Source organism: Pelomonas caseinilytica, assembly GCF_021353235.1.
Taxonomy (GTDB): domain Bacteria; phylum Pseudomonadota; class Gammaproteobacteria; order Burkholderiales; family Burkholderiaceae_C; genus Pelomonas; species Pelomonas caseinilytica.
Window position 1 is genome coordinate 36,911 of the sequence record NZ_JAJTWT010000017.1, and the last position, 19,738, is coordinate 56,648.

The following is a 19,738-nucleotide window of genomic DNA, read 5'->3' on the forward strand; positions in this document are numbered from 1 at the left end:
CTACGACAGGCCAAGGGCCTCTGGCCCTTGGCAGCCCAGCGCTCGGCCCGCAGGGCGGATGACGCCGTCAGCCGTTCAGACCGAGGCCATCCGCCGGCAGGCCTCGGCGCAGGCGCGGCAGGCGGCGGCGCAGTCCTGGCAGTGGGTGTGGTCGTGCCGGGCGCATTCCTCGCCGCAGGCGTCGCACACCAGGGCGCACAGGGCGCAGATGCGCTTGGCGAACTCGCCCTGCCGGGCCATGCTGAACGCCGCCAGGCGGCAGATGGCGGCGCATTCCAGGTCGAGTTCGATGCAGTGCGCCATGGCCTTGACGTCGGCCTCCTGCAGGCAGGCGGTGGCGCAGCGGTCGCAGGCGTCGGCGCAGGCATGACAGGCGTCGATGCATTCGGTGTCCAGGTCTCGGGCCATGACGGTCTCCTTGGCAAAAGAGACCGAAGGCGGCAATCGGGATGCCCATCCCGCGGCCCGGCCTCCGCTCAGTCGACGATCTTGGCGCCGTGGTCGGCCAGCAGCCGCCTGAGCAGCGAGCGATGGCAGCGCGACTCGTCCTCGCAGTAGCAGCCCACCGAGAAATTCGTCTGTGCCGACAGCGTGGCCAGCAGGGCCAGGGCGTGCTGGGCCTCGGGCTGGGCCATCTCGGCCTGGTATTTCCTCGTGAAGGCCTTCCAGTCGGCATCGCTGCCGGCGGCCTGGCCGAGTTTCATGGTCTCCAGGCTCGGCGCGAGGTTGGGGAACCACACGTCGTAGAAGTCCCGCGAGGCGAACTCGGCCTTGGGCACGCCGCGCGGCGGGCGGCGCACGGTGCCGATGCGGGTGCCTTCATCCGGCGCGCGCGGGCTGCCGAGGCGGACGATGCGGATGGGCATGGGTTGTCCTTCAGGGCTGGCGCCCGAGCACGCGGATGACCTCCGCCTCGGCCACCGGCTTGGCGATGAAGCCGTTCATGCCGGCGTCGAGCGCGGCCTGGCGCTCCTGGTCGAGCACGGCGGCGGTGAAGGCGTGGATGGGCAGGCGCGCGGTCGCGGCGTCGGCGCGCAGCAGGGCCGTGGCCCTCAGCCCGTCGATCTTGGGCATGTGCAGGTCCATCAGCACGCCGTCCAGGCGCTGGGCCTGGGCGCGGGCGATGGCGACGGCCTGCTCGCCGTCCTCCGCCTCGACGACCTCGGCCCCCAGGCGCTGCAGCAGGGCCGTGATGATGAGGCGGTTGACGGGGTTGTCCTCGGCCACCAGCAGGCGCTGGCCGGCCAGGGGGTAGCGCGGCGGCGGCGGCAGGCGCAGCCGCGTGCCGGTGTCGTCGGCGGTCAGGCTGGTAGGCAGGGCCACGTCGGCCCAGAAGGTGGAGCCGTGGGCGCCGTCGCTGTCGACGCCGACGCGGCCGTCCATGCGCGCCGCGAGTTCCCGGCAGATGGACAGGCCCAGGCCGGTGCCGCCGAAGCGGCGCGTGGTGGAGTCGTCGGCCTGGGCGAAGGGGCGGAAGAGGCGGCGCTGCAGTTCGTCGGGAACGCCGATGCCGCTGTCCTCCACGGCCAGCCGCACCCGGTCGACGCCAGCCGGCGACAGCGTCAGGCGGATGTGGCCGCGCTCGGTGAACTTCAGCGCGTTGACCAGGAAGTTGGCCATGATCTGGCGCACCCGCAGCGGGTCGCCGACGACCAGGCGCGGCAGGCCGGGCGCCAGTTCGAGGCGCATCTCCAGGCCGCGCTCGCGCCCCAGTGCGGCGCAGCCCTCGAAGCTCGCCCGGGCCAGGGCGTGCAGGTCGAACTCGATGCGCTCCAGTACCAGGTGGCCGGCCTCGATCTTGGACAGGTCGAGCACGTTGGAGACGATCTCGTTGAGCGACTCGGCGGCGCCGACGAGGTGGGAGAGGTATTGCGGCCGGCGCGGGTCGTCGGGCCCGGCCTGCTGCAGCAGCCGGGCCAGGCCGAGCACGCCGTTGAGGGGCGTGCGGATCTCGTGGCTCATGGTGGCCAGGAAGGCGCTCTTGGCGTGGCTGGCCGTCTCGGCCTGCTGCTTGGCGGCCTGCAGCTCGCGCTCCTGGCGCCGCCGCTCGGTCACGTCCTCGGCCACCCAGAGCGTGGCCCGGTCGGCGTCGCCAACGCCGCCGGGGCCGGCCAGGCGCGCCGGCAGGCCGCGGGCGTTGAACTGCACGGTGATGCGCCGGCCGTCGGGGCGGATGAAGTCGCGCTCGAAGGCCAGGGCGGCCTCGGCGATGTCGTGCGCGGCGGGCAGCGGCGGGCTGCCTTCGGCCAGGCGGGGCTCGACGCCACCGAAGATCTCCTGCCAGTGGCGGTTGGTGCGCCCGAAGCGCTCGCCGCGGGTCAGGGCGATGCCGACGCTGGCATGGTCGAGGATGGCGTCGGCCTCGATGCGGGCACGCTCGCGCTCGGTGATGTCGCGGGCGATGATCATGGTGGCGGGCTCGCCGTCCCACTCCATCGTGGCCGCGGAAACCAGCAGTTCGCGCCAGTGGCCGTCGACGACGATGGCCGAGCGGAAGTCGCGCACGAGACCGGTCGCGGCCAGCTCGGCGGCCAGGCGCCGGGGTTCGGTGCTGTCGGGCCACAGGCCGAGCTCGCGGGCCGAGCGGCCCAACAGTTCCTCGCGGCTGTGGCCGGCCAGGGCGCAGAACCCCGTGTTGGCGAAGCGGATGCGGCCGTCGCCGATGTGGGCCACGCAGATGGCGTCGGGGCTGGCGCGCAGCACGCGGTCGAGCATGCTGGCGGTGCGCTGGTGCTGCTGCAGGGCCAGCCGCTCGCCGGTGATGTTATGGCTCACGCCGCGCCAGCCCGTGTGGCGGCCGGCGGCGTCGAAGACGGGCTCGCCGGAACTCAGCGTCCACAGCAGCCGGCCGTCCGGCGTGCGGAAGCCGTTGACGCGGTCGCGGTAGGCACGCTTGGCGTGGATGTCCTCAATCAGGGCCTGGAAGTCGGCGTCGCGCACCAGCACCGGTCCGTCGGGCTGGCCCATGCGCATGAACTCGTCGCGCCGGTGGCCCGACAGCGGCTCGAACTCGTCGGACAGCCAGGTGACCCGGAAGTTCTCGTCGGCCTCCCAGGCCCAGTTGTGCGAGGCCTGCACCAGCCGGGCCAGGCGGGCCTCCTCGCCCAGGGCCTTGCGCAGCGCGGTGCCGACGATGCGGTGGATGAGCAGGGCGCCGAGCAGGGCCGTCGCGGCGATCAGCGCGTGCGCGACGACGCGGTCGGCCAGGGTGATGTGCAGCGGCGCGGCCTGCCCCGGGATGGCGCCGCGCGCCTCCATCAGCGCCAGCAGGCCGACGGCGAACAGGTAGAAGCCCGTCAGCAGCCACGCGGCGCCGCTGCCGGCCAGGCCGCCGCCGAGGGTGATGGCCAGGCAGGCCGCCACCAGCGACATGGCATGCACGCCCAGGCCCACCTGCATGGCGTGGAAGGCCAGCGTCATGATGGCCACCACCAGGGTCACGACGCAGGCCGACACCGGCCGCCCGGCGCGCCGCAGCCACTGGCCCAGGCCGGCCGCCGCCAGCATGCCCAGGGCGATCATCAGCCGCTGGGCGGACAGCTCGCTGGTGCGGCCCATGGCGTACTCGAACGCGGCCAGCAGCGACATCGCCAAGCCCAGGCAGGCCAGCACGATGACGAGCACGCGCGCCGCCAGCTCGTGAGGTGACTCGCGGGTGCGCGTGGCGCGGCTCGGCGAGGCGGGCTTAGTCGGCGCTGAAGCCATTGCGTGCGTGGCTGCCGTCGCAGAAGGGCTTGGTCTGGCTGCCGCCGCAGCGGCACAGCCGCGCCTGGGCGACGCGGCAGACCATGCGGCCGGTGCCGCTGATGACCTCGACCTGGCCTCGCAACTGCAGCGGACCGTTGGGTTCGGGCTCGATGTCGACGCGGCCGTCGCGGCGGGCCGGCATGTCAGTGGGCAGGCCGAGCAGGCCCGTCTCGGGCTCGCCCGTCGCGTCGAAGCCGGCCTCGTGGTGGCTGCCGTCGCAGAAGGGCTTGTTCTTGCTCGCGCCGCAGCGGCACAGCGTCGCCCGCGTGCCGATGGCCTGGCCGCGCAGCACCAGCTCGCCGCGCAGGGCGTAGGGGCCGGCCTCGCGCACCGAGACGAGGTTGACCGGCGGCGGCCCTTCGTCGGGCTGGCCGTCCTTGCGGCGCAGCTGGATGGCGCCCGAGGGGCAGGCATGGGCGATGTCGACCAGGCGCTCGACGGGCATGGCATCGGGGTAGAGCCAGTCGCCCTTGACGTTGGCCAGGAAGACCTGCGGCGCCCCCGTCACGCAGAAGCGCGCGTGGATGCAGCGCCGCGCCTCGAAGCGCAGCTCCACCTTCTCGCCCTGCACGACCTCGACGCCGTCGACGTGCTCGGCGGGCGGCGCGGGAGGCGCCGGTGCCGGCGCGGCCGTGGGTGCGGCGGCGGGCGTGGCCGGTGCTTTCAGGTCCAGACCGCGCTCGGCCCGCTCGCGCAGGGCCTTCAGCAGGCTGGCCGCCCGGCCGGTCCGTTCGGCGCCGAGGCTGGCGTGCAGGCTGGCCGCGGCATCCGCCAGCTCGCCCAGCCGCTCCAGCACGAAGCGCCGCGCCGCCGGGCCGGGCGGCATGGCCGCGGCGTCGCGCAGCGACGTGAAGCTGGCGCCGGCATGGCAGCCCGGGTTGCTGGGGCCGGCCGGCAGCCGGGCGGCATGCTCGGCCAGCGGCGTAAAGGCGCGCATCAGGCCCAGGGCCAGGTCGACGTGCAGGCGCTTCTCGGCCGAGGGACCCGGCAGGGCATAGCTCTGTGCCAGCAGTCGCAGCATCAGGCCGTAGCTGGCGTTGGCCACGTCCACGGTCTCGCTGGCCGCCGGGTTCTCCAGCCAAACCCGCCCCTCCGGCCGCGGCGGCCGGCGCAGCACCGGGTTGGTGGCCGCGGGCCAGGCCGGCTCGAAGGCGGGGTTGGCCTCGCGCAGGGCGCGCAGCTCGGCGCGGATGGCGGCGAAGCGCTGGTAGTGCGAGGTCTCGCTGTCGCTGGGCGCGCCTTCGCCCTGCCGCACGATGGCGTCGAAGGCGGCCAGCGCCGTCCTGGAGCACAGCACCGGCTTGGCGCCGCCGAGGATGAGCTCGCTAGGGCCCAGCTGCAGCCCGCGGTCGCCGCAGAAGCTCTCGACCTCGCCATGCGCCGCGACGAAGGCGGCCAGCTCGGCGCTGAGGGTGGCGTAGAAGTGGCCGACGGTGTCGTAGTCGCGCGCCATCGGCGTGACGCGTAGCGCCGCCGTGCCGCGCTTGAAGAGGCGCTCGGCCGCGAAGCCGTCGCCGTCGGGCTCGTCGCTGCCCTCGGGGCGTTCGAGGTAGACGAAATGCTGCAGCGTGGCCTCGCTGAAGGGCGCGAGCTTGACGACCACGCGGGCCGGCAGATAGCCCGGGTCGAGCGGGAAGTTGCCGCGGCCGAAGCGCGGCGCGCCGCCCAGCGCCGCCGTGATGTTCCAGACGGCGACGAGGTGGCCCATCTCCTCGACCGCCACCGCGACGATCTCGCGCCGCCAGCGCTCGACGGCCTCGGCCTCCTGCGGCCGCAGGCCCTCGGCCTCGCCCTGCCTGAGGCTGAAGGCCGCGTAGAGGTAGGTGCACATCAGGTTGTGCTCCAGCTCGGCGGCCTCGTAGAGGCTGTGCAGCAGTTGCTCGCGGCTGGGCGCCGCGGCGGCCGGTGGGGGCGTGGTCATGAGGGCGCGTCCTGTGGGGCCATGGGCCCGCTGGCTGCGCATGACCTTAGCACGCAGTCATCTCCGCGCGGATGGCTGTTTCAAGGGACTGCGGGCCGAGCGACGGGCCGCTCCCGAGCCGGCCTGCAGGAGATGTGCTTGCGGCTGGATGCCGCAAGCATCTCCGTCCCCTCGGGGGCTGAGGCCGGACACGGCAAGTCCTGAGGACTTGTCGTGCCTGCCGAAGAGCAGCCGCTCCGTCGGCTGCGCGGTCTGCAAGACCGGCCAAGGTACCCCTTGGACGAGGGGCATGGGTTCATGCGGTGCGCAAGCCGGGCAGCCAGGCGCGCGGGTCGAAGCGCGCGGCCGGCGCCTCCACCCAGCGGTGGAAGGGCACGGCCAGGCAGTTGGCCAGCAGCCAGGTGGCGGCCAGCAGGACGAGGCCGGACGCAGGCCCGGCCTCGGGCAGGCCGGCCAGCAGGGCGTTGGTCAGCAACAGCACCGGGAAGTGCAGCAGGAAGAGGGCATAGGACGGCGTCGCGGCGCGGGCCAGCGCCGGGGCCCAGGCCGCCGGGATCAGCGGCCGGCCCGCGGCCTGGCGCGCCTCCGCCCACGACAGCCACAGCGCCGTGGCCAGCGCCAGGGCCAGGCGGTCGCGCCAGTCCAGCCACAGCGCGGCGGCCATGGCCGCGGCCACCAGCACCAGGCCGGCCCGCCGGAAGCGCCACAGCCCCAGCCAGTGCACCAGGGCGCCGAGGCCGTAGGAGACGAAGAAATAGGGCGCGAAGGCGTCCAGCCCCGGCTGGCGGTTGAAGACGAAGGCCGAGGCCAGCACGGCGCCGGCCACCAGCACCGGCCCGACGATGAGGCGGCTGGGGTGCCGCCAGCCGCGCCGCGCCAGCCACAGCAGGCCCACCAGCGCGGCGAACAGCTGCAGGTCGATGGCCACGTACCAGGCCCCCACCGTCAGTGCCTCGTAGCCGAGCACGTCGTGCAGCAGCAAGGCGTGGGCGAAGAGCTGGCCGATGCTGATGTCGGCGGGCACGAGCTCGGGCCAGGACGAGGCGACGAAGCCCGAGGTGCCCAGCGTCAGGGCCAGGGCGGCGAGGAAGGGCAGGGTCAGGCGCAGGTAGCGCCGCCACAGCAGCTCCGGCACGGCGGCCTGCAGCGAGCGCCCGCGCGGCGACAGACCGCGGGCGCTGAGGTAGCCGCCGACGACGAGGAAGACCTGCACGGCCATGCGGCCGTATTGATGCATGAAGCCCGCCAGCAGGGGCAGGGCCTCGTGGGCGGCGCGGGCGATGGGGCCGTAGCTGACCAGGTGGTGCAGCACGATGACCTGGGCCGCCAACGCCTTGAGGGCGTCGATGTGCGGCAGTCGGCGGGCGGCGTGAGACATGCGAGGTACAAAAAGAACGGGCCTGCGGTGGTCGAGCAGGCCCGTGGTATGTCGGACGCGTGAAATTCTAACGGTTCAACCCCCGGGGAAACCCCATTGGTTTCAGGTGGTCACGAAGCGGGGCGGCTCGTTTGCAAACCGCACCGTCGTGCGTCAGCCGATCCTGCGGGCCAGCCAGGCGCGCAGCCGTGCCCACCAGCCGGTCGTGGCGGGCGTCGGTGGGGGCGGCGTGGCCGCCTCGGCGACCGGCGGTGGGTGGCGCTCGACGAGGGCGGCCTTGAAGCGCGTGAAGAAGTCCTCCGCCAGCTTCTGCGCCGCCGCGTCCACGAGGCGCGAGCCGATCTGGGCCAGCTTGCCGCCGACGCTGGCGGTGACGTCGTAGTCCAGCCGGGTCTCGGTGGCCGACAGCGCCGTGAGGCTGACCGCCGCCTGGCCCTTGCCATGGCCGGCCGGGCCGCCGCTGCCCTCGAAGCCGAGCCGGTAGCTCTGCGGCGGATTCAGCTCGGACAACTGCAGCCGCCCCTTGAACCTGGCCTTGACGGGACCGACGGAGACGGCCATCAGCACGTCGAAGGCCTGCTCGCCGGCGGGCGCGATGGACTCGCAGCCGGGCAGGGCGGCCTGCAGCATGGCGGTGTCGTTGAGGGCCGCCCAGGCCTGGGCCTGGCTCACGGGCAGGGTCTGCTGGCCGGTCAGGTTCATCGGCGCATTCTGGCGCCGGACGGCCGAAAAGGCACGGCCCGCCGGCGAAGGGCGGGCCGTGGCGGCGACCGGCGCTTACTTGCCGGTGACGGTCAGCTGGTTGTCGACCGACTTCACGCCCTGGACCGACTTGGCGATGGTCTCGGCGCGATCCTTGTCGGCCTGGGTCGCGACCTTGCCGGTCAGTTGCACGTAGCCGTCAGCGTCGGTCTCGACGTGCACCCGGGCCAGGGAGGAGACCTTGCTGGCGGCCAGCTCGGCCTTGACCTTGGTGGTCACCATCGAGTCCTTGACCCAGGTGCGGGTGGCGCTGGCGGGCTTGTGGTCCTCGGCGTGGGCCAGGGGCGCCACGAGGGCGCCGACGACGAGCAGGGCGGCGAAGGGGGAGGTTTTCATGATGGGTCCTTTCATCGGAAGGCGGTAGCACCCGATGCGCACCGCTGAGCCACGAATCTAGGCAGAGGTGCTGGCCCGCCATGCCGGGCGAGGAGAGGTCGGCGTGTAGGAGAGGGCCTGGCGCGGCTTACGCGCCGGACAGCGAGGCGATGAAACGCTCGACGCTGTCCAGGTCATGCACCGGCAGATGCCGGCTCACCCGCGGCAGCAGCACGCGCACGCCGGCCGCGCGGGGCTCGAAGCCGGCATAACGCAGCAATGGGTTGAGCCAGACCAGCTCGCGGCAGGACAGGCGCAGCCGTTCGGCCTCGGCGGCCAGGCGGGCGCGGGCGGGGTCGTCGCCGCGGTCCAGCCCGTCCGTCACCAGCCACACCGTGGCCCCGCCGGGCAGGCGGCGCAGCCAGTCGCGGTTGAAGGCGCGCAGGCATTCGCCCAGGCGCGTGCCGCCCGACCAGTCGGGCACGGCGGCCGAGACGGCGGCGAGGGCGGCATCGGGGTCGCGCCCGCGCAGCAGCCGGGTGATGCGGGTCAGCCGCGTGCCGAAGACGAAGACCTCGACCGCGGGCCGCTCGCCGCTGCCGGCCGGCGGGTTCAGCAGGCCGTGGGCCAGGTGCAGCAGCACCCGCGAGTAGCGGCCCATGGAGCCCGAGATGTCGGCCAGCAGCACCAGGGGCGTGGTGCGCTGCCGCCGCTGCTCGCGTGCCGGCCGGGCCGGCTCGCCGCGGGCCTCGGCGCGCAGCGAGGCCCGCCAGTCGATGCGCCCCTGGGGCGCGGCGGCGTGGCGGCGCGTGAGCTGGCGGGCCAGGCGGGGCTGCAGCTCGGCCAGGGCGCGGCGGGCGGCGTCCCATTCGGCCGGCGTCATGGTGTCGAAGTCGCGCTTTTGCAGCAGCTCGCGATCACTGGCGGCGAGGCGGGCCTCCAGCTCCAGCTGGCCGTCGGGCGGGCGCGCCCTGGGCTCGGCGGCCGGGAACAGGGCCTCGGCCAGGCGCCGGTTCTCGGGCGGTGGTGGCGTCGCCGCGCGCGCCCGGACCTGGGGCAGCAGCAGCCGCATGATGCGGCCGAGCAGGTCGGGGTCACGCCAGAAGGCGTGGAAGGCCTGGTCGAACAGCGGCCGGTGCTCGGGGCGGTCGACGAGGCAGGCGGCCAGGGCCGCGCGGAAGTCCTCGTGGGAGCCCAGGGTGCCTGCCCCGAGGGCCTGGGCGGCGAGCAGCAGCCGGTCGGTGCCCACCGGCAGGCCGGCCGAGCGCAGCACGCGGCCGAAGTGGACGAGGTTGTCGGCCAGCCGGTCCATGGTGTCGCCGAGGTCCGCGGACGGCGCCGTCAGGCCCGCGCCGCCTCGCGCAGCTCGGCCAGCAGCCGGGCCGCCTCGCTGCCCTGCACGCGGGCGATGTCGTCCTGGTACTTCAGCAGCACGCCGAGGGTGGATTGCACGGTGGCCGGGTCGAGGCTTACGGCGTTCAGTTCCACCAGGGCGCGCGACCAGTCCAGCGTCTCGGCCAGGCCCGGCAGCTTGTAGAGGTCCAGCCGCCGCAGGCCCTGCACGAAGGCCACGACCTGGGCGGCCAGGGCCTCGGCGATGCCGGGCAGGCGGGCGCGCACGATGGCCAGCTCGCGGGCGGCGTCGGGGAAGTCCACCCAGTGGTAGAGGCAGCGGCGCTTGACCGCGTCGTGGATCTCGCGGCTGCGGTTGCTCGTCAGCACGACGATGGGCGGCTCGGCGGCCGTGATGGTGCCGAACTCGGGCACGGTGACCTGGAAGTCCGACAGGAACTCGAGCAGGAAGGCCTCGAAGGGCGCATCGGCGCGGTCCAGCTCGTCGATGAGCAGCACCGGCGCGGGCGTGGCCGTGAGGGCCTGCAGCAGCGGGCGCTCGATGAGGAAGCGGCGGGCGAAGAGGTCGTCGGCGGTGCGTTGCCGGTCCTGCGCCTGGGCGAGGCGGATCTCCAGCATCTGGCGCGCGTAATTCCATTCGTAGGCGGCCGCGGCGAGGTCCAGGCCTTCGTAGCACTGCAGGCGGATGAGCGGCCTGCCGAGGGCGGCGGCGAGGGCGGCGGCGATGGCGGTCTTGCCCGTGCCCGGGGCGCCTTCGAGGAGCAGCGGGCGCTTGAGCCGCAGCGCCAGGAAGGCGGCCGTGGCCAGCTCGCGCGAGGGCAGGTAGGCCTGGGCCTGGAGGGCGGCGGCGGTGGCGTCGATGCTGTCCGGTTCGAGCACGGCGGGCCTTTCGGGAGCGACGGTGGCTGGAGTATGCGGCGGGCTGCGACTGGTTACATCTGCGGCGGAAGGACGACGGTGGCGCCGGCGTTGTCAGCGCAAAGGGACCGGATCGGCCGGCCCGCCCGATTCGACGGAGCTTCCATGAAAACGCCCTTCCTTGTGCTTGCTGCCCTGTCTGCCGCCCTGGCCCGTGCCGACGAGGCGCCGCCCCAGCCTGTCCGGAGCAGCCTCGACCTGGCCGTGCAGCGGGACGGCCAGCATGGCCAGAGCGCCGCGGCCTCCGTCAGGCTGCCGGTGGCCGCGGGTGCCTGGGTGCAGGCCGGCGCCGGCCAGTCGCGCCGCCGGGAGGCCGACAGCGGCCTCACCTACCGGCCCGTCCAGGCGGCACTCGGGGCCGGGGTGGCGGGTGGCCGCTGGCAGGCCGGCGTCAACGCCAGCCAGCGCCGCGACGGCCGCGCGCTGCGCCAGACCGACGTGGCCGTGACGGCGGAGTGGAAGCCGACCGACGCGGTCACGGTCGGCGTGGACGCGGCCCACCGCCGCGGCCGGGCGAGCGTTGCCGCCGGCGGCGGCGGGGCCTCGCCGGTGGAGCAGCGCCTGCGCGGGCGCGGCGCCGGCGTGCACGCCGCCGTGGCGCTGACGCCGCGACTGAGCGTCTACGCCGCGACGATGCGCAGCCACTACACGGTCAGCACGACGCAGGCAGGCTCCGACGGCGGTCTGCTGGCCGGGCTGCCCCTGCTGCCCCGCCGCGTCAGCGCCGTCAACCGCGACGAAGCTGCCCTGGACCGAAGCCACCAGCTCGGCGCGACCTGGCGCGTCAACGACCGCGTGGCGCTGAACGGCGAGGCGATGAAGGACCGCCTGCACGACGGCGGCAACCTGAGCAGCCTGCAGTTGAAGGCGGCCATAGCCGCAGGAGGCGGCTGGACCGTGGCGCCCGGCATCGGCCGCAGCCGCGGCCCGCAGGGAAGCACGAACTACGGGTTGCTGGGGGCGAGCTACGCCTGGTGAGGCCCTAAGCTGGTGGCCTTGCCCAGCCAACAGCCCAAGCACAGCCATGAACTTCATCCGCATCGTCGGCATCCTCCTCATCGTCGCCGGCACCGCCAGTCTCGCCACCGGAGGCTTCAGCTACACCAAGGACAGCACCGTCGTGAAGCTCGGGCCGCTGGAGCTGACGGCCAAGCAGAAGGAGGAGGTCAACCTGCCGGTCTGGCTGGGCGTGGGCGCCATCGCCGTGGGCGGGTTGATGCTGCTGCTGGGCCGCAAGGGCTGAGCCATGGCCGGCGCCGTCCTCGACTTCTGGTTCCACGAGACCCAGCCGGCCCAGTGGTGGAAGGTCGACCCAGCCTTCGACGACCTCATCCGCCGGCGCTTCGCCGCCCTGCATGCCCAGGCCCGGCGCTGCGAGCTGTTCGCCTGGCGGGCCACGCCCGAAGGCCGGCTCGCCGAGGTCATCGTGCTGGACCAGTTCGCCCGCAACCTGCACCGCGGCACGGCGGACGCCTTCTCGGCCGACCCGCTGGCCCTGGCCCTCGCGCAGGAGGCGGTCGCCGCGGGTGCCGACCTGGCGCTGCCGCCCGAGCGGCGGGCCTTCCTCTACATGCCCTACATGCACAGCGAGTCGGCGGCCATCCATGCGGTGGGCGAGCCGCTGATGCGAGAGCGCGCGCCGCAGCACACCCACGAGTTCGAGCTCAAGCACAAGGCCATCGTCGACCGCTTCGGCCGCTATCCCCACCGCAACGCCATCCTCGGGCGCACCTCCACCGCCGAGGAGGCGGAGTTCCTGAAGCAGCCGGGGTCGAGCTTCTAGGCATGGTCCAATCGAGGCGTTGGAACCGATTCCAACCACGATGACAGCCGGGCCCGCCGGCGAGGACGAGACATGCCACGCAACAGCTTCCGAACGGCGCGTTCGCGCGCATCCACCCTCGGCGCCTCCCTGATCGCGGCTGCCGCCCTGGCCGCGCCGCCGGCACGGGCCGACGCGCCGGACTTCGGCCCCCACGTCCACGTGCTCGCCCCCGACACGCCGGGGCTGCAGCAGCGCATCCTGGACATCTACGAGGCCCAGCAGCCCAACCACTTCGGCCCGCGCCGCGACGCCATCCTGCTGATGCCCGGCACCTACCGCGACCTGCGCATCCCCGTGGGCTTCTACACCCAGGTGCTGGGGCTGGGCGCGCACCCGGACGACGTCCACGTCATCGGCGACTTGCGCTCCACCGCCCTGCTGGCCAACGACAACGCGACGCAGAACTTCTGGCGCGGCGCCGAGAACTTCTCGGTGACGCCGACGCTGGGCATCGGCGACGGCACGATGCAGTGGGCCGTGTCCCAGGCCATCCCCTTCCGGCGCATGCACGTGCGCGGCAACATGCGGCTGAACCAGAACCAGGGCTGGGCCAGCGGTGGCTGGTTCTCGGACGTGCGCGTCGACGGCCGCATCGATTCGGTGACGCAGCAGCAATGGATCTCGCGCAACAGCGAGTGGGGCGGCTGGACGGGCTCGCACTGGAACATGGTCTTCGTGGGCGTGCGCAACGCGCCCGCCGGCGACTTCCCCGAACCCGGGGCGCGCTACACCCGCGTCGAGCGCACGCCCCTCGTGCGCGAGAAGCCCTGGCTCTTCGTCGACGCGCAGGGCCGCTATGCCGTGCGCGTGCCGGCCCTGCGCCGCGACAGCGTGGGCGTGTCCTGGGGCGGTCCCGGCGAGGCACCCGGCCGGACGCTGCCGCTGTCGGCCTTCCACATCGCCCGCCCGGGCGAGACGGCCGCGGCCCTCAACGCCGAGCTGGCCGCTGGCCGGCACCTGCTGCTGACGCCGGGCGAGTACCTGCTGACGGAACCGCTGCGCGTCATGCGCCCCGGTACTGTCGTGCTGGGCCTGGGCTTCCCGACGCTGCGTTCCGACAACGGCCAGGCGCTGGTGAAGACGGCCGACGTGGACGGGCTGACGCTCGCCGGCCTCTTCCTCGACGCCGGCCGCGAGCGGGCCGACGTGCTGATGGAGGTGGGCCCGCCCGGCTCGCGCGCGCGCCATCGCGCCGACCCGACGGTGCTGCACGACGTCTTCTTCCGCATCGGCGGCGCGATGCCGGGCCGGGTGCGCACGGCGCTGCGCATCAACGCCCACGACACCCTTGTCGACCACACCTGGCTCTGGCGCGCCGACCATGGCGAGGGCGTGGGCTGGACGAGCAATCCGGCGCTGCACGGCCTGGAGGTCGACGGCGAGGACGTGACGGTCTACGGCCTCTTCGTCGAGCACTTCCAGGGCCACCAGGTGGTCTGGCGGGGCGATGGCGGGCGGGTCTACTTCTATCAGTCCGAACTGCCCTACGACCCGCCGAGCCAGGCGGTGTGGACCAGCCCGACCGGCCGCGGCTTCGCCTCGTACAAGGTGGCCGACGGCGTCACCCGGCACGAGGCCTGGGGCCTGGGCGTGTACAGCGTCTTCCTGCAGCCCGACGTGCTGCTCGACCGCGCCCTGGAGGTGCCGCGCCGCCCGGGCGTGCGCCTGCACAGCATGATCACCGTCTGCCTGGCGGACAAGGGCAGCATCGAGCGCGTCGTGAACGACGCCGGCGAGCCGGCCCGCTGCCGGGGCGGCAGCAACACCTCGACGCTGACGGCCTATCCCTGAGCACCCGCCACGGCGCGCGCCGCCAGCTCGGGGATGAGGGCCGCGCGGTACTCGGGCGTGCCGTGCAGGTCGTGGTTGAGCCCCTCGGGGCCGACGCGCACGGCACGGGCCGCGGCGGGGCTCCAGTCGCGGGACAGGGCTTCTTCCAGCGGGGTGCAGCGGAACACGCCGGGCCCCGCGCCGGTGACGGCCACGCGCACGCCGGCGTCGAAGCGGGCGACGAACACGCCCACCAGCGAGAAGCGCGAGGCCGGCTGCTTGAACTTCTGCCAGCCGGCCGCGCGCGGCACGGGGAAGCTCACCGCCGTGATGAGTTCGTCGTCCTCGAGGGCGGTGGTGAACAGGCCCTGGAAGAAGTCGTCGGCCGCGATGGCGCGGCGCTGGGTGTGCACGGTGGCGCCGAGGCCGAGAGTGGCGGCGGGATAGCAGGCGGCGGGGTCGTTGTTGGCGAGGCTGCCGCCCAGGGTGCCGACGTTGCGCACCTGGCGGTCGCCGATGCGCCCGGCCAGGTCGGCCAGGGCCGGGATGGCCCGGGCCACGTCGGCCGAGGCGGCCACGGTGGCGTGGGTGGTCGCGGCGCCGATGCGCACGGCACCGCCGCCGACGGCGATGCCCTGAAGCTCGGGCAGGCGGCGCACGTCGACGAGGCCAGCGGGCGCCGCCAGGCCGAGCTTGATGGCGCCCAGCAGGCTCTGGCCGCCGGCCAGGAAGCGCTCGTCCGGGCCCAGGGCGGCCGAGGCGGCGGAGGATGCGGCTTGGTAGTTCATGGTCTTTCCCTCCCGGCCCATCAGGCCTTGGTGGACTGCAGCGCCGTCCAAACCGCGCAGGGCGTGGCCGGCATGGGCAGGTCCTTGACGCCGAGGGCGTCGCAGATGGCGTTGATGACGGCGGCCGGCGAGCCGATGGCGCCGGCCTCGCCGCAGCCCTTCACGCCCAGCGGGTTGTGGGTGCAGGGCGTGCCCGGCGCGGCCTGCACGGTGAAGCTCGGCAGGTCGTCGGCGCGGGGCATGGCGTAGTCCATGTAGCTGCCGGTCAGCAGCTGGCCGGAGTCGGTGTCGTAGACGCCGTGCTCCAGCAGCGCCTGGCCGATGCCCTGGGCCAGGCCGCCGTGCACCTGGCCCTCGACGATCATCGGGTTGACGATGTTGCCGAAGTCGTCCACGGCGCTGAAGCGGTCGATGCGCACGACGCCGGTGGCCGGGTCCACCTCGACCTCGCAGACATAGCTGCCGGCCGGGTAGGTGAAGTTGGTGGGGTCGTAGAAGGCGTTCTCGTTGAGGCCGGGCTCCAGTGTCTCGAGCGGGTAGTTGTGGGGCACGTAGGCGGTGAGGGACACCTGGGCGAAGGGCACGGCGCGGTCGGTGCCGGCGATGCGGTACTGCCCGTCCTTGAACTCGATGTCGCCCTCGCCGGCCTCCAGCAGGTGGGCGGCGATCTTGCGCCCCTTGGCGATGACCTTGTCCACCGCCTTCAGGATGGCCGTGCCGCCCACGGCCAGCGAGCGGCTGCCGTAGGTGCCCATGCCGAAGAGCACCTTGCCGGTGTCGCCGTGCTGGATGTCGACGTCTTCCAGCGGGATGCCGAGGCGGTCGGCCACGACCTGGGCGAAGGTGGTCTCGTGGCCCTGGCCGTGCGAGTGGCTGCCGGTGAAGACGGTCACCTTGCCGGTGGGATGCACGCGCACCTCGCCCGCCTCGAACAGGCCCGCCCGTGCGCCCAGGGCGCCGGCGATGTTGGACGGGGCCAGGCCGCAGGCCTCGATGTAGGTCGAGTAGCCGAGGCCGCGCCTGAGGCCCTTGGCCGCGCTCACAGCCTTGCGGGCGGCGAAGCCGGCCACGTCGGCCAGTTGCTGGACCTGGGTGAGCGTGGCGTCGTAGTCGCCGATGTCGTAGGTCAGGCCGACCGGCGTCGCGTAGGGGAAGGTGGTGATGAAGTTGCGGCGGCGGATCTCGGCCGGGTCCATGCCCAGCTCGTGCGCGGCCGTCTCCACCAGGCGCTCGACGACATAGGTCGCCTCGGGCCGCCCGGCGCCGCGGTAGGCATCCACCGGCGCGGTGTTGGTGAACACGCCGGTGACTTCGGCGTAGATCCTGGGCGTCGTGTACTGGCCGGCCAGCAGCGTGGCGTAGAGGATGGTGGGCACGCAGGACGCGAAGGTGGACAGGTAGGCGCCGAGGTTGGCCGTGGTGTGCACCCGCATGGCGAGGAAGCGGCCGTCGGCGTCGGTGGCCAGCTCGGCCGTGGTGACGTGGTCGCGGCCATGGGCGTCGGCCAGGAAGCTCTCGCTGCGCTCGGCCGTCCACTTGATCGGCCGCCCGAGCTGCCTGCTGGCCCACACCAGCGCCGTCTCCTCGGCGTAGAGGAAGATCTTGGAGCCGAAGCCGCCGCCGACGTCGGGCGCCACGACGCGCAGCTTGTGCTCGGGGATGCCGAGGACGAAGGCACACATCAGCAGCCGCTCGACGTGGGGGTTCTGGTTGGCGACGTAGAGGGTGTAGGCGTCGTCGGCCGGGTTGTAGCTGGCATTGGCCGCGCGGGGCTCGATGGCGTTGGGGATGAGGCGGTTGTTGCGGAACTCCAGCCGCGTGACGTGCGCGGCGGTGGCGATGGCCGCATCCGTGGCGGCCTGGTCACCGCAACCCCAGGTGTAGCAGCGGTTGTCCGGCGCCTCGTCGTGCACGACGCCGGCATGGCCCAGGGCGGTCGCGGTGTCGGCGACGGCGGGCAGCTCCTCGTAGTCGACCTCCACCAGCGCCGCCGCGGCCTTGGCCTGGGCCAGCGTCTCGGCGACGACCAGGGCCAGGGCGTCGCCCACGTAGCGCACCTTGCCGTCCGCCAGGATGGGGTGCTTGGGCTCCTTCATCGGCGTGCCATCGATGCTGGTGATGAGCCAGCCGCAGGGCAGGCCGCCCACGCTGCGGAAGTGCTCGCCGGTGTAGACCGCCAGCACGCCCTCGGCCGCCTGCGCGGCGGCGGTGTCCACGCGCCTGAGTCGGGCGTGGGCATAGGCGCTGCGCACGAAGACGCCGTAGGTCTGGCGCGGCAGCACGATGTCGTCGGTGTACTGGCCGCGCCCGGTCAGTAAGCGCGCGTCCTCGCGCCGCCTGACGCTCTGGCCGATGAAACCGTCCTTGGGTGCGTTCATTTCAAGCCTCCATCGCCGTCTTGCCGGCCTGCACGGCCCGCACGATGTTCTGGTAGCCGGTGCAGCGGCAGAGGTTGCCTTCCAGCCCTTCGCGGATGGCGGCCTCGCTGGCGCAGTCGTGGTGCTGCACCAGGTCGACGGCGCTCATCACCATGCCCGGCGTGCAGAAGCCGCACTGCAGCCCATGGCATTCCTTGAAGGCGGCCTGCATGGGGTGCATGCGGCCGTCGGCGGCGGCCAGGCCCTCGATGGTGGTCACGGCGGCGCCGTCGGCCTGCACGGCCAGCACGCTGCAGGACTTGACGGCGCGGCCGTTCAGGTGGACCGTGCAGGCGCCGCACTGGGCGGTGTCGCAGCCGACGTGGGTGCCCGTCAGGGCCAGGTCTTCGCGCAGCAACTGCACCAGCAGGCGGTCGCTCTCGACCTCCCTGCTGACGGCGCGGCCGTTGACCATCAATTGGATCTTGTGGCGCATCGCATGTCTCCGTCGTTGTGAGGCGCATGCTCGGCGGCCTGCAAGGGCTTGTGATTGCCGATTACCCTAGTGGAAATTTCAGTTGGGGGAACAGGGCGATGGACAACCTCGATCTCGGCGTGCTGCGCACGGCCGCCGGCTGGCGGGCCGAGGGCCGCGGCGTCGTGCTGGGCACCATCACGCGCACCTGGGGCTCGGCGCCACGGCCGGTGGGCTCGCTGGTGGCCGTGCGCGACGACGGCCTGATCGCCGGCTCGGTCTCGGGCGGCTGCATCGAGGACGACCTCATCGCCCAGCTGCGGGCCGGCAGCCTGCGGCTGGACCGCCCGGCACCGCTGCGCTATGGCGTCGGCGCCGAGGAGGCCCGCCGCTTCGGCCTGCCCTGCGGCGGCACGCTGGAGCTCATGCTGGAGCCCGTGGGGCCGCAGTCGGCGGTGGACGAACTGCTGGCGCGGCTCGCGCGCGGCGAGCGGGTGCGCCGCACGCTGGACCTGGCCACCGGCGCGGTCACCCTGGCCCCGGCCGAGCGCGGGGCCGACACGCTCAGCCTCTCGGCCACCGAGCTCACCAGCCACCACGGTCCGCAGTGGCGGCTGCTCGTCATCGGCGCCGGCCAGATGACCGACTACCTCGCGCAGATGGCCGGTGCACTCGGTTACGGCGTCACGGTCTGCGACCCGCGTGAGGAATACGCCGACGGCTTCGCGCTGCCGGGCGTGACGCTCACGCGGGACATGCCCGACGACGTCGTGACCGCCTTCCAGGTGGACGACGCGACCGCCATCGTGGCCCTGACCCACGACCCCAAGCTCGACGACCTGGCGCTGATGGAGGCGCTGAGGAGCGAGGCCTTCTACGTCGGCGCCATCGGCTCGCGCGTCAACCAGGCCAAGCGCCGGGCCCGGCTGGCCGAGCACTTCGGGCTCACGGCCGAACAGCTCGACCGCCTGCACGGCCCGGTGGGCCTGGACATCGGCGCCCGCACGCCGCCGGAAATCGCGCTCAGCATCCTCGCGGAGATGACGGCGGTGCGGTACCGCGCGGCCGGTGCCCGCCACGAGGTCGGCTGCAGCGTTTGACGTCGCCCGTATTTCGGGCCGAGCGCCGGGCTGCCAAGGGTCAGAGCCCCTTGGCCTGTCGTAGGCACAAGCAGTCCGCAGGGACTGCTTGTGTCCGACTCCAGTTCACCAAGCCGGCCCGCCTGGCGATGTGCTCGCGGCTCAATGCCGCGAGCATCGCCGTCCCCTCGGGGGCTGAGGCCGGACACGGCAAGTCCTGTGGACTTGTCGTGCCTGCCGAAGAGCAGCCGCTCTGTCGGCTGCGCGGTCTGCAAGACCGACTGGGCTCGCCGGCGTCCAGCCGGGCGAGACCAGGCGAGGGGCATATCTACCTCATGGTGTAGCCGCGACCGTCCATGCAGGCTTCGACGGCGCGGTTGAAGACGCTGGCGTCGGCCTGGGCGTTGGGCTGGGTCGTGGCCCAGCGGTTGCAGTCGCGGCGGTCGCTTTCCAGCTGTTCGCTGGACTGGCCGTTGCGCGGATAGATGATGGGGTCGGCCTTGGGCGGCGGGGGCGGCGGGGCGGGCGCGACCTGGGCCGGTGCCGTCTCGGGCGGCGGCGCGACGACGGCATAGCCTTCGGGCACGGCGCGGTAGTACACGCCGTTGGCGTAGTAGTAGGGCAGGCCGCCGATGTTGATGGTCACGTAGGCCGGCGGCAGCAGCGGGATGACCAGGCCCACCGGCGGCAGCACGACTCGGTAGCCCGGGCCGTAGGGCCGGTACCAGACGCCGCCGTGGAACCAGTAGCGGCCCGGGCCGGCGCCGACCACGACGGCGCCATAGGGCACGTGGGGCGCGACGTAGCCGGGCGCGGGGTAGTAGTGGTCGTGGTGGTAGCGGTTGTCGAACACCATGCCGATGCTGACGCGGCCGTGCACGTCGGCCCGGGCCGGCGCGGCGCTCAGGGCGGCGCACAGGGCGAGGGCCGCGGCGCCGAAGGTGGGAAGAAGAGGCTTCATGGTCGTCTCGTGAAAAGCCGGGTGGGCAGCCAACGCCCGCAGGCTGAGGGGCGTGCACTGCGAGGGTATTTCGGCAACGTAAAGTTCGC

At 73.3% G+C, this 19,738-nt stretch carries 18 protein-coding genes; 5 read left to right on the top strand and 13 right to left on the bottom strand.

The features are described from left to right. Positions 1-75: 75 nt before the first annotated feature. The 9 genes from LXT12_RS24770 to LXT12_RS24810 all read right to left on the bottom strand — a co-directional run bounded on the left by LXT12_RS24770 (position 76) and on the right by LXT12_RS24810 (position 10,355). A complete protein-coding gene (locus LXT12_RS24770) occupies positions 76-408 on the bottom strand; it encodes a four-helix bundle copper-binding protein (protein ID WP_233394979.1) in 333 nt (110 codons plus the stop codon). Positions 409-476: 68 nt separating this feature from the next. Continuing rightward, complete coding sequence (locus tag LXT12_RS24775; RefSeq protein WP_233394980.1) at positions 477-866, bottom strand: DUF488 domain-containing protein; 390 nt, start codon at positions 864-866, stop codon at positions 477-479. Between the two features lie 10 nt (positions 867-876). Continuing rightward, the gene (locus LXT12_RS24780; RefSeq protein ID WP_233394981.1) at positions 877-3,705 is read right to left on the bottom strand and encodes a PAS domain-containing hybrid sensor histidine kinase/response regulator; all 2,829 of its coding nucleotides are present in this window, start codon (positions 3,703-3,705) and stop codon (positions 877-879) included. Beyond that, positions 3,686-5,668 carry a ferritin-like domain-containing protein gene (locus LXT12_RS24785; protein WP_233394982.1) on the bottom strand — a complete coding sequence of 661 codons (1,983 nt, stop codon included), beginning with the start codon at positions 5,666-5,668 and terminating at the stop codon, positions 3,686-3,688. The genes LXT12_RS24780 and LXT12_RS24785 overlap by 20 nt, the downstream gene beginning before the upstream one ends. A 295-nt stretch (positions 5,669-5,963) precedes the next feature. Continuing rightward, positions 5,964-7,046: an acyltransferase family protein gene (locus LXT12_RS24790; protein WP_233394983.1), complete on the bottom strand. Its 1,083-nt coding sequence runs from the start codon at positions 7,044-7,046 to the stop codon at positions 5,964-5,966. Between the two features lie 153 nt (positions 7,047-7,199). After that, positions 7,200-7,748 (bottom strand): SRPBCC family protein, encoded by a 549-nt coding sequence (locus LXT12_RS24795; RefSeq protein WP_233394984.1) that lies wholly within the window; start codon positions 7,746-7,748, stop codon positions 7,200-7,202. A 75-nt stretch (positions 7,749-7,823) separates the two neighbouring features. Continuing rightward, the gene (locus tag LXT12_RS24800) at positions 7,824-8,144 is read right to left on the bottom strand and encodes a BON domain-containing protein (RefSeq protein ID WP_233394985.1); all 321 of its coding nucleotides are present in this window, start codon (positions 8,142-8,144) and stop codon (positions 7,824-7,826) included. Positions 8,145-8,271: 127 nt separating this feature from the next. After that, entirely contained in the window at positions 8,272-9,435 is a 1,164-nt protein-coding gene (locus tag LXT12_RS24805; RefSeq protein WP_233394986.1) for a vWA domain-containing protein, read from the bottom strand. A 29-nt stretch (positions 9,436-9,464) separates the two neighbouring features. Next, on the bottom strand, positions 9,465-10,355 hold the full coding sequence (locus LXT12_RS24810) for an AAA family ATPase (protein ID WP_233394987.1): 891 nt from the start codon (positions 10,353-10,355) through the stop codon (positions 9,465-9,467). A gap of 144 nt (positions 10,356-10,499) precedes the next feature. Between LXT12_RS24810 and LXT12_RS24815 the strand changes: the two genes are divergently transcribed. The 4 genes from LXT12_RS24815 (at position 10,500) to LXT12_RS24830 (ending at position 14,010) form a co-directional block, all read left to right on the top strand. Then, positions 10,500-11,372 carry a hypothetical protein gene (locus tag LXT12_RS24815; protein WP_233394988.1) on the top strand — a complete coding sequence of 291 codons (873 nt, stop codon included), beginning with the start codon at positions 10,500-10,502 and terminating at the stop codon, positions 11,370-11,372. A gap of 46 nt (positions 11,373-11,418) precedes the next feature. After that, a complete protein-coding gene (locus LXT12_RS24820; protein WP_233394989.1) occupies positions 11,419-11,637 on the top strand; it encodes a hypothetical protein in 219 nt (72 codons plus the stop codon). A gap of 3 nt (positions 11,638-11,640) precedes the next feature. After that, positions 11,641-12,177, top strand: coding sequence for a DUF924 family protein (locus LXT12_RS24825; protein ID WP_233394990.1), 537 nt, complete (start codon positions 11,641-11,643; stop codon positions 12,175-12,177). Between the two features lie 72 nt (positions 12,178-12,249). Further along, the gene (locus LXT12_RS24830) at positions 12,250-14,010 is read left to right on the top strand and encodes a hypothetical protein (RefSeq protein WP_233394991.1); all 1,761 of its coding nucleotides are present in this window, start codon (positions 12,250-12,252) and stop codon (positions 14,008-14,010) included. Here LXT12_RS24830 and LXT12_RS24835 read toward each other — a convergent pair. Genes LXT12_RS24835 through LXT12_RS24845 form a run of 3 tightly spaced genes read right to left on the bottom strand, consistent with a single transcriptional unit; the run spans position 14,001 to position 17,630 of the window. Next, positions 14,001-14,777, bottom strand: coding sequence for an FAD binding domain-containing protein (locus LXT12_RS24835; protein WP_233394992.1), 777 nt, complete (start codon positions 14,775-14,777; stop codon positions 14,001-14,003). The two genes, LXT12_RS24830 and LXT12_RS24835, sit on opposite strands and share 10 nt — an antisense overlap. 20 nt (positions 14,778-14,797) lie before the next feature. Continuing rightward, positions 14,798-17,155, bottom strand: coding sequence for a xanthine dehydrogenase family protein molybdopterin-binding subunit (locus tag LXT12_RS24840; RefSeq protein WP_233394993.1), 2,358 nt, complete (start codon positions 17,153-17,155; stop codon positions 14,798-14,800). Position 17,156: 1 nt separating this feature from the next. Further along, the gene (locus LXT12_RS24845) at positions 17,157-17,630 is read right to left on the bottom strand and encodes a (2Fe-2S)-binding protein (protein ID WP_233394994.1); all 474 of its coding nucleotides are present in this window, start codon (positions 17,628-17,630) and stop codon (positions 17,157-17,159) included. 98 nt (positions 17,631-17,728) lie between these two features. Here LXT12_RS24845 and LXT12_RS24850 point away from each other — a divergent pair, with 98 nt between their 5' ends. Beyond that, the gene (locus tag LXT12_RS24850) at positions 17,729-18,709 is read left to right on the top strand and encodes an XdhC family protein (protein WP_233394995.1); all 981 of its coding nucleotides are present in this window, start codon (positions 17,729-17,731) and stop codon (positions 18,707-18,709) included. A gap of 307 nt (positions 18,710-19,016) precedes the next feature. On the opposite strand, the gene LXT12_RS24855 is transcribed toward LXT12_RS24850, so the two are convergent. Further along, a complete protein-coding gene (locus tag LXT12_RS24855) occupies positions 19,017-19,649 on the bottom strand; it encodes a DUF6515 family protein (protein ID WP_233394996.1) in 633 nt (210 codons plus the stop codon). Positions 19,650-19,738 lie beyond the last annotated feature (89 nt).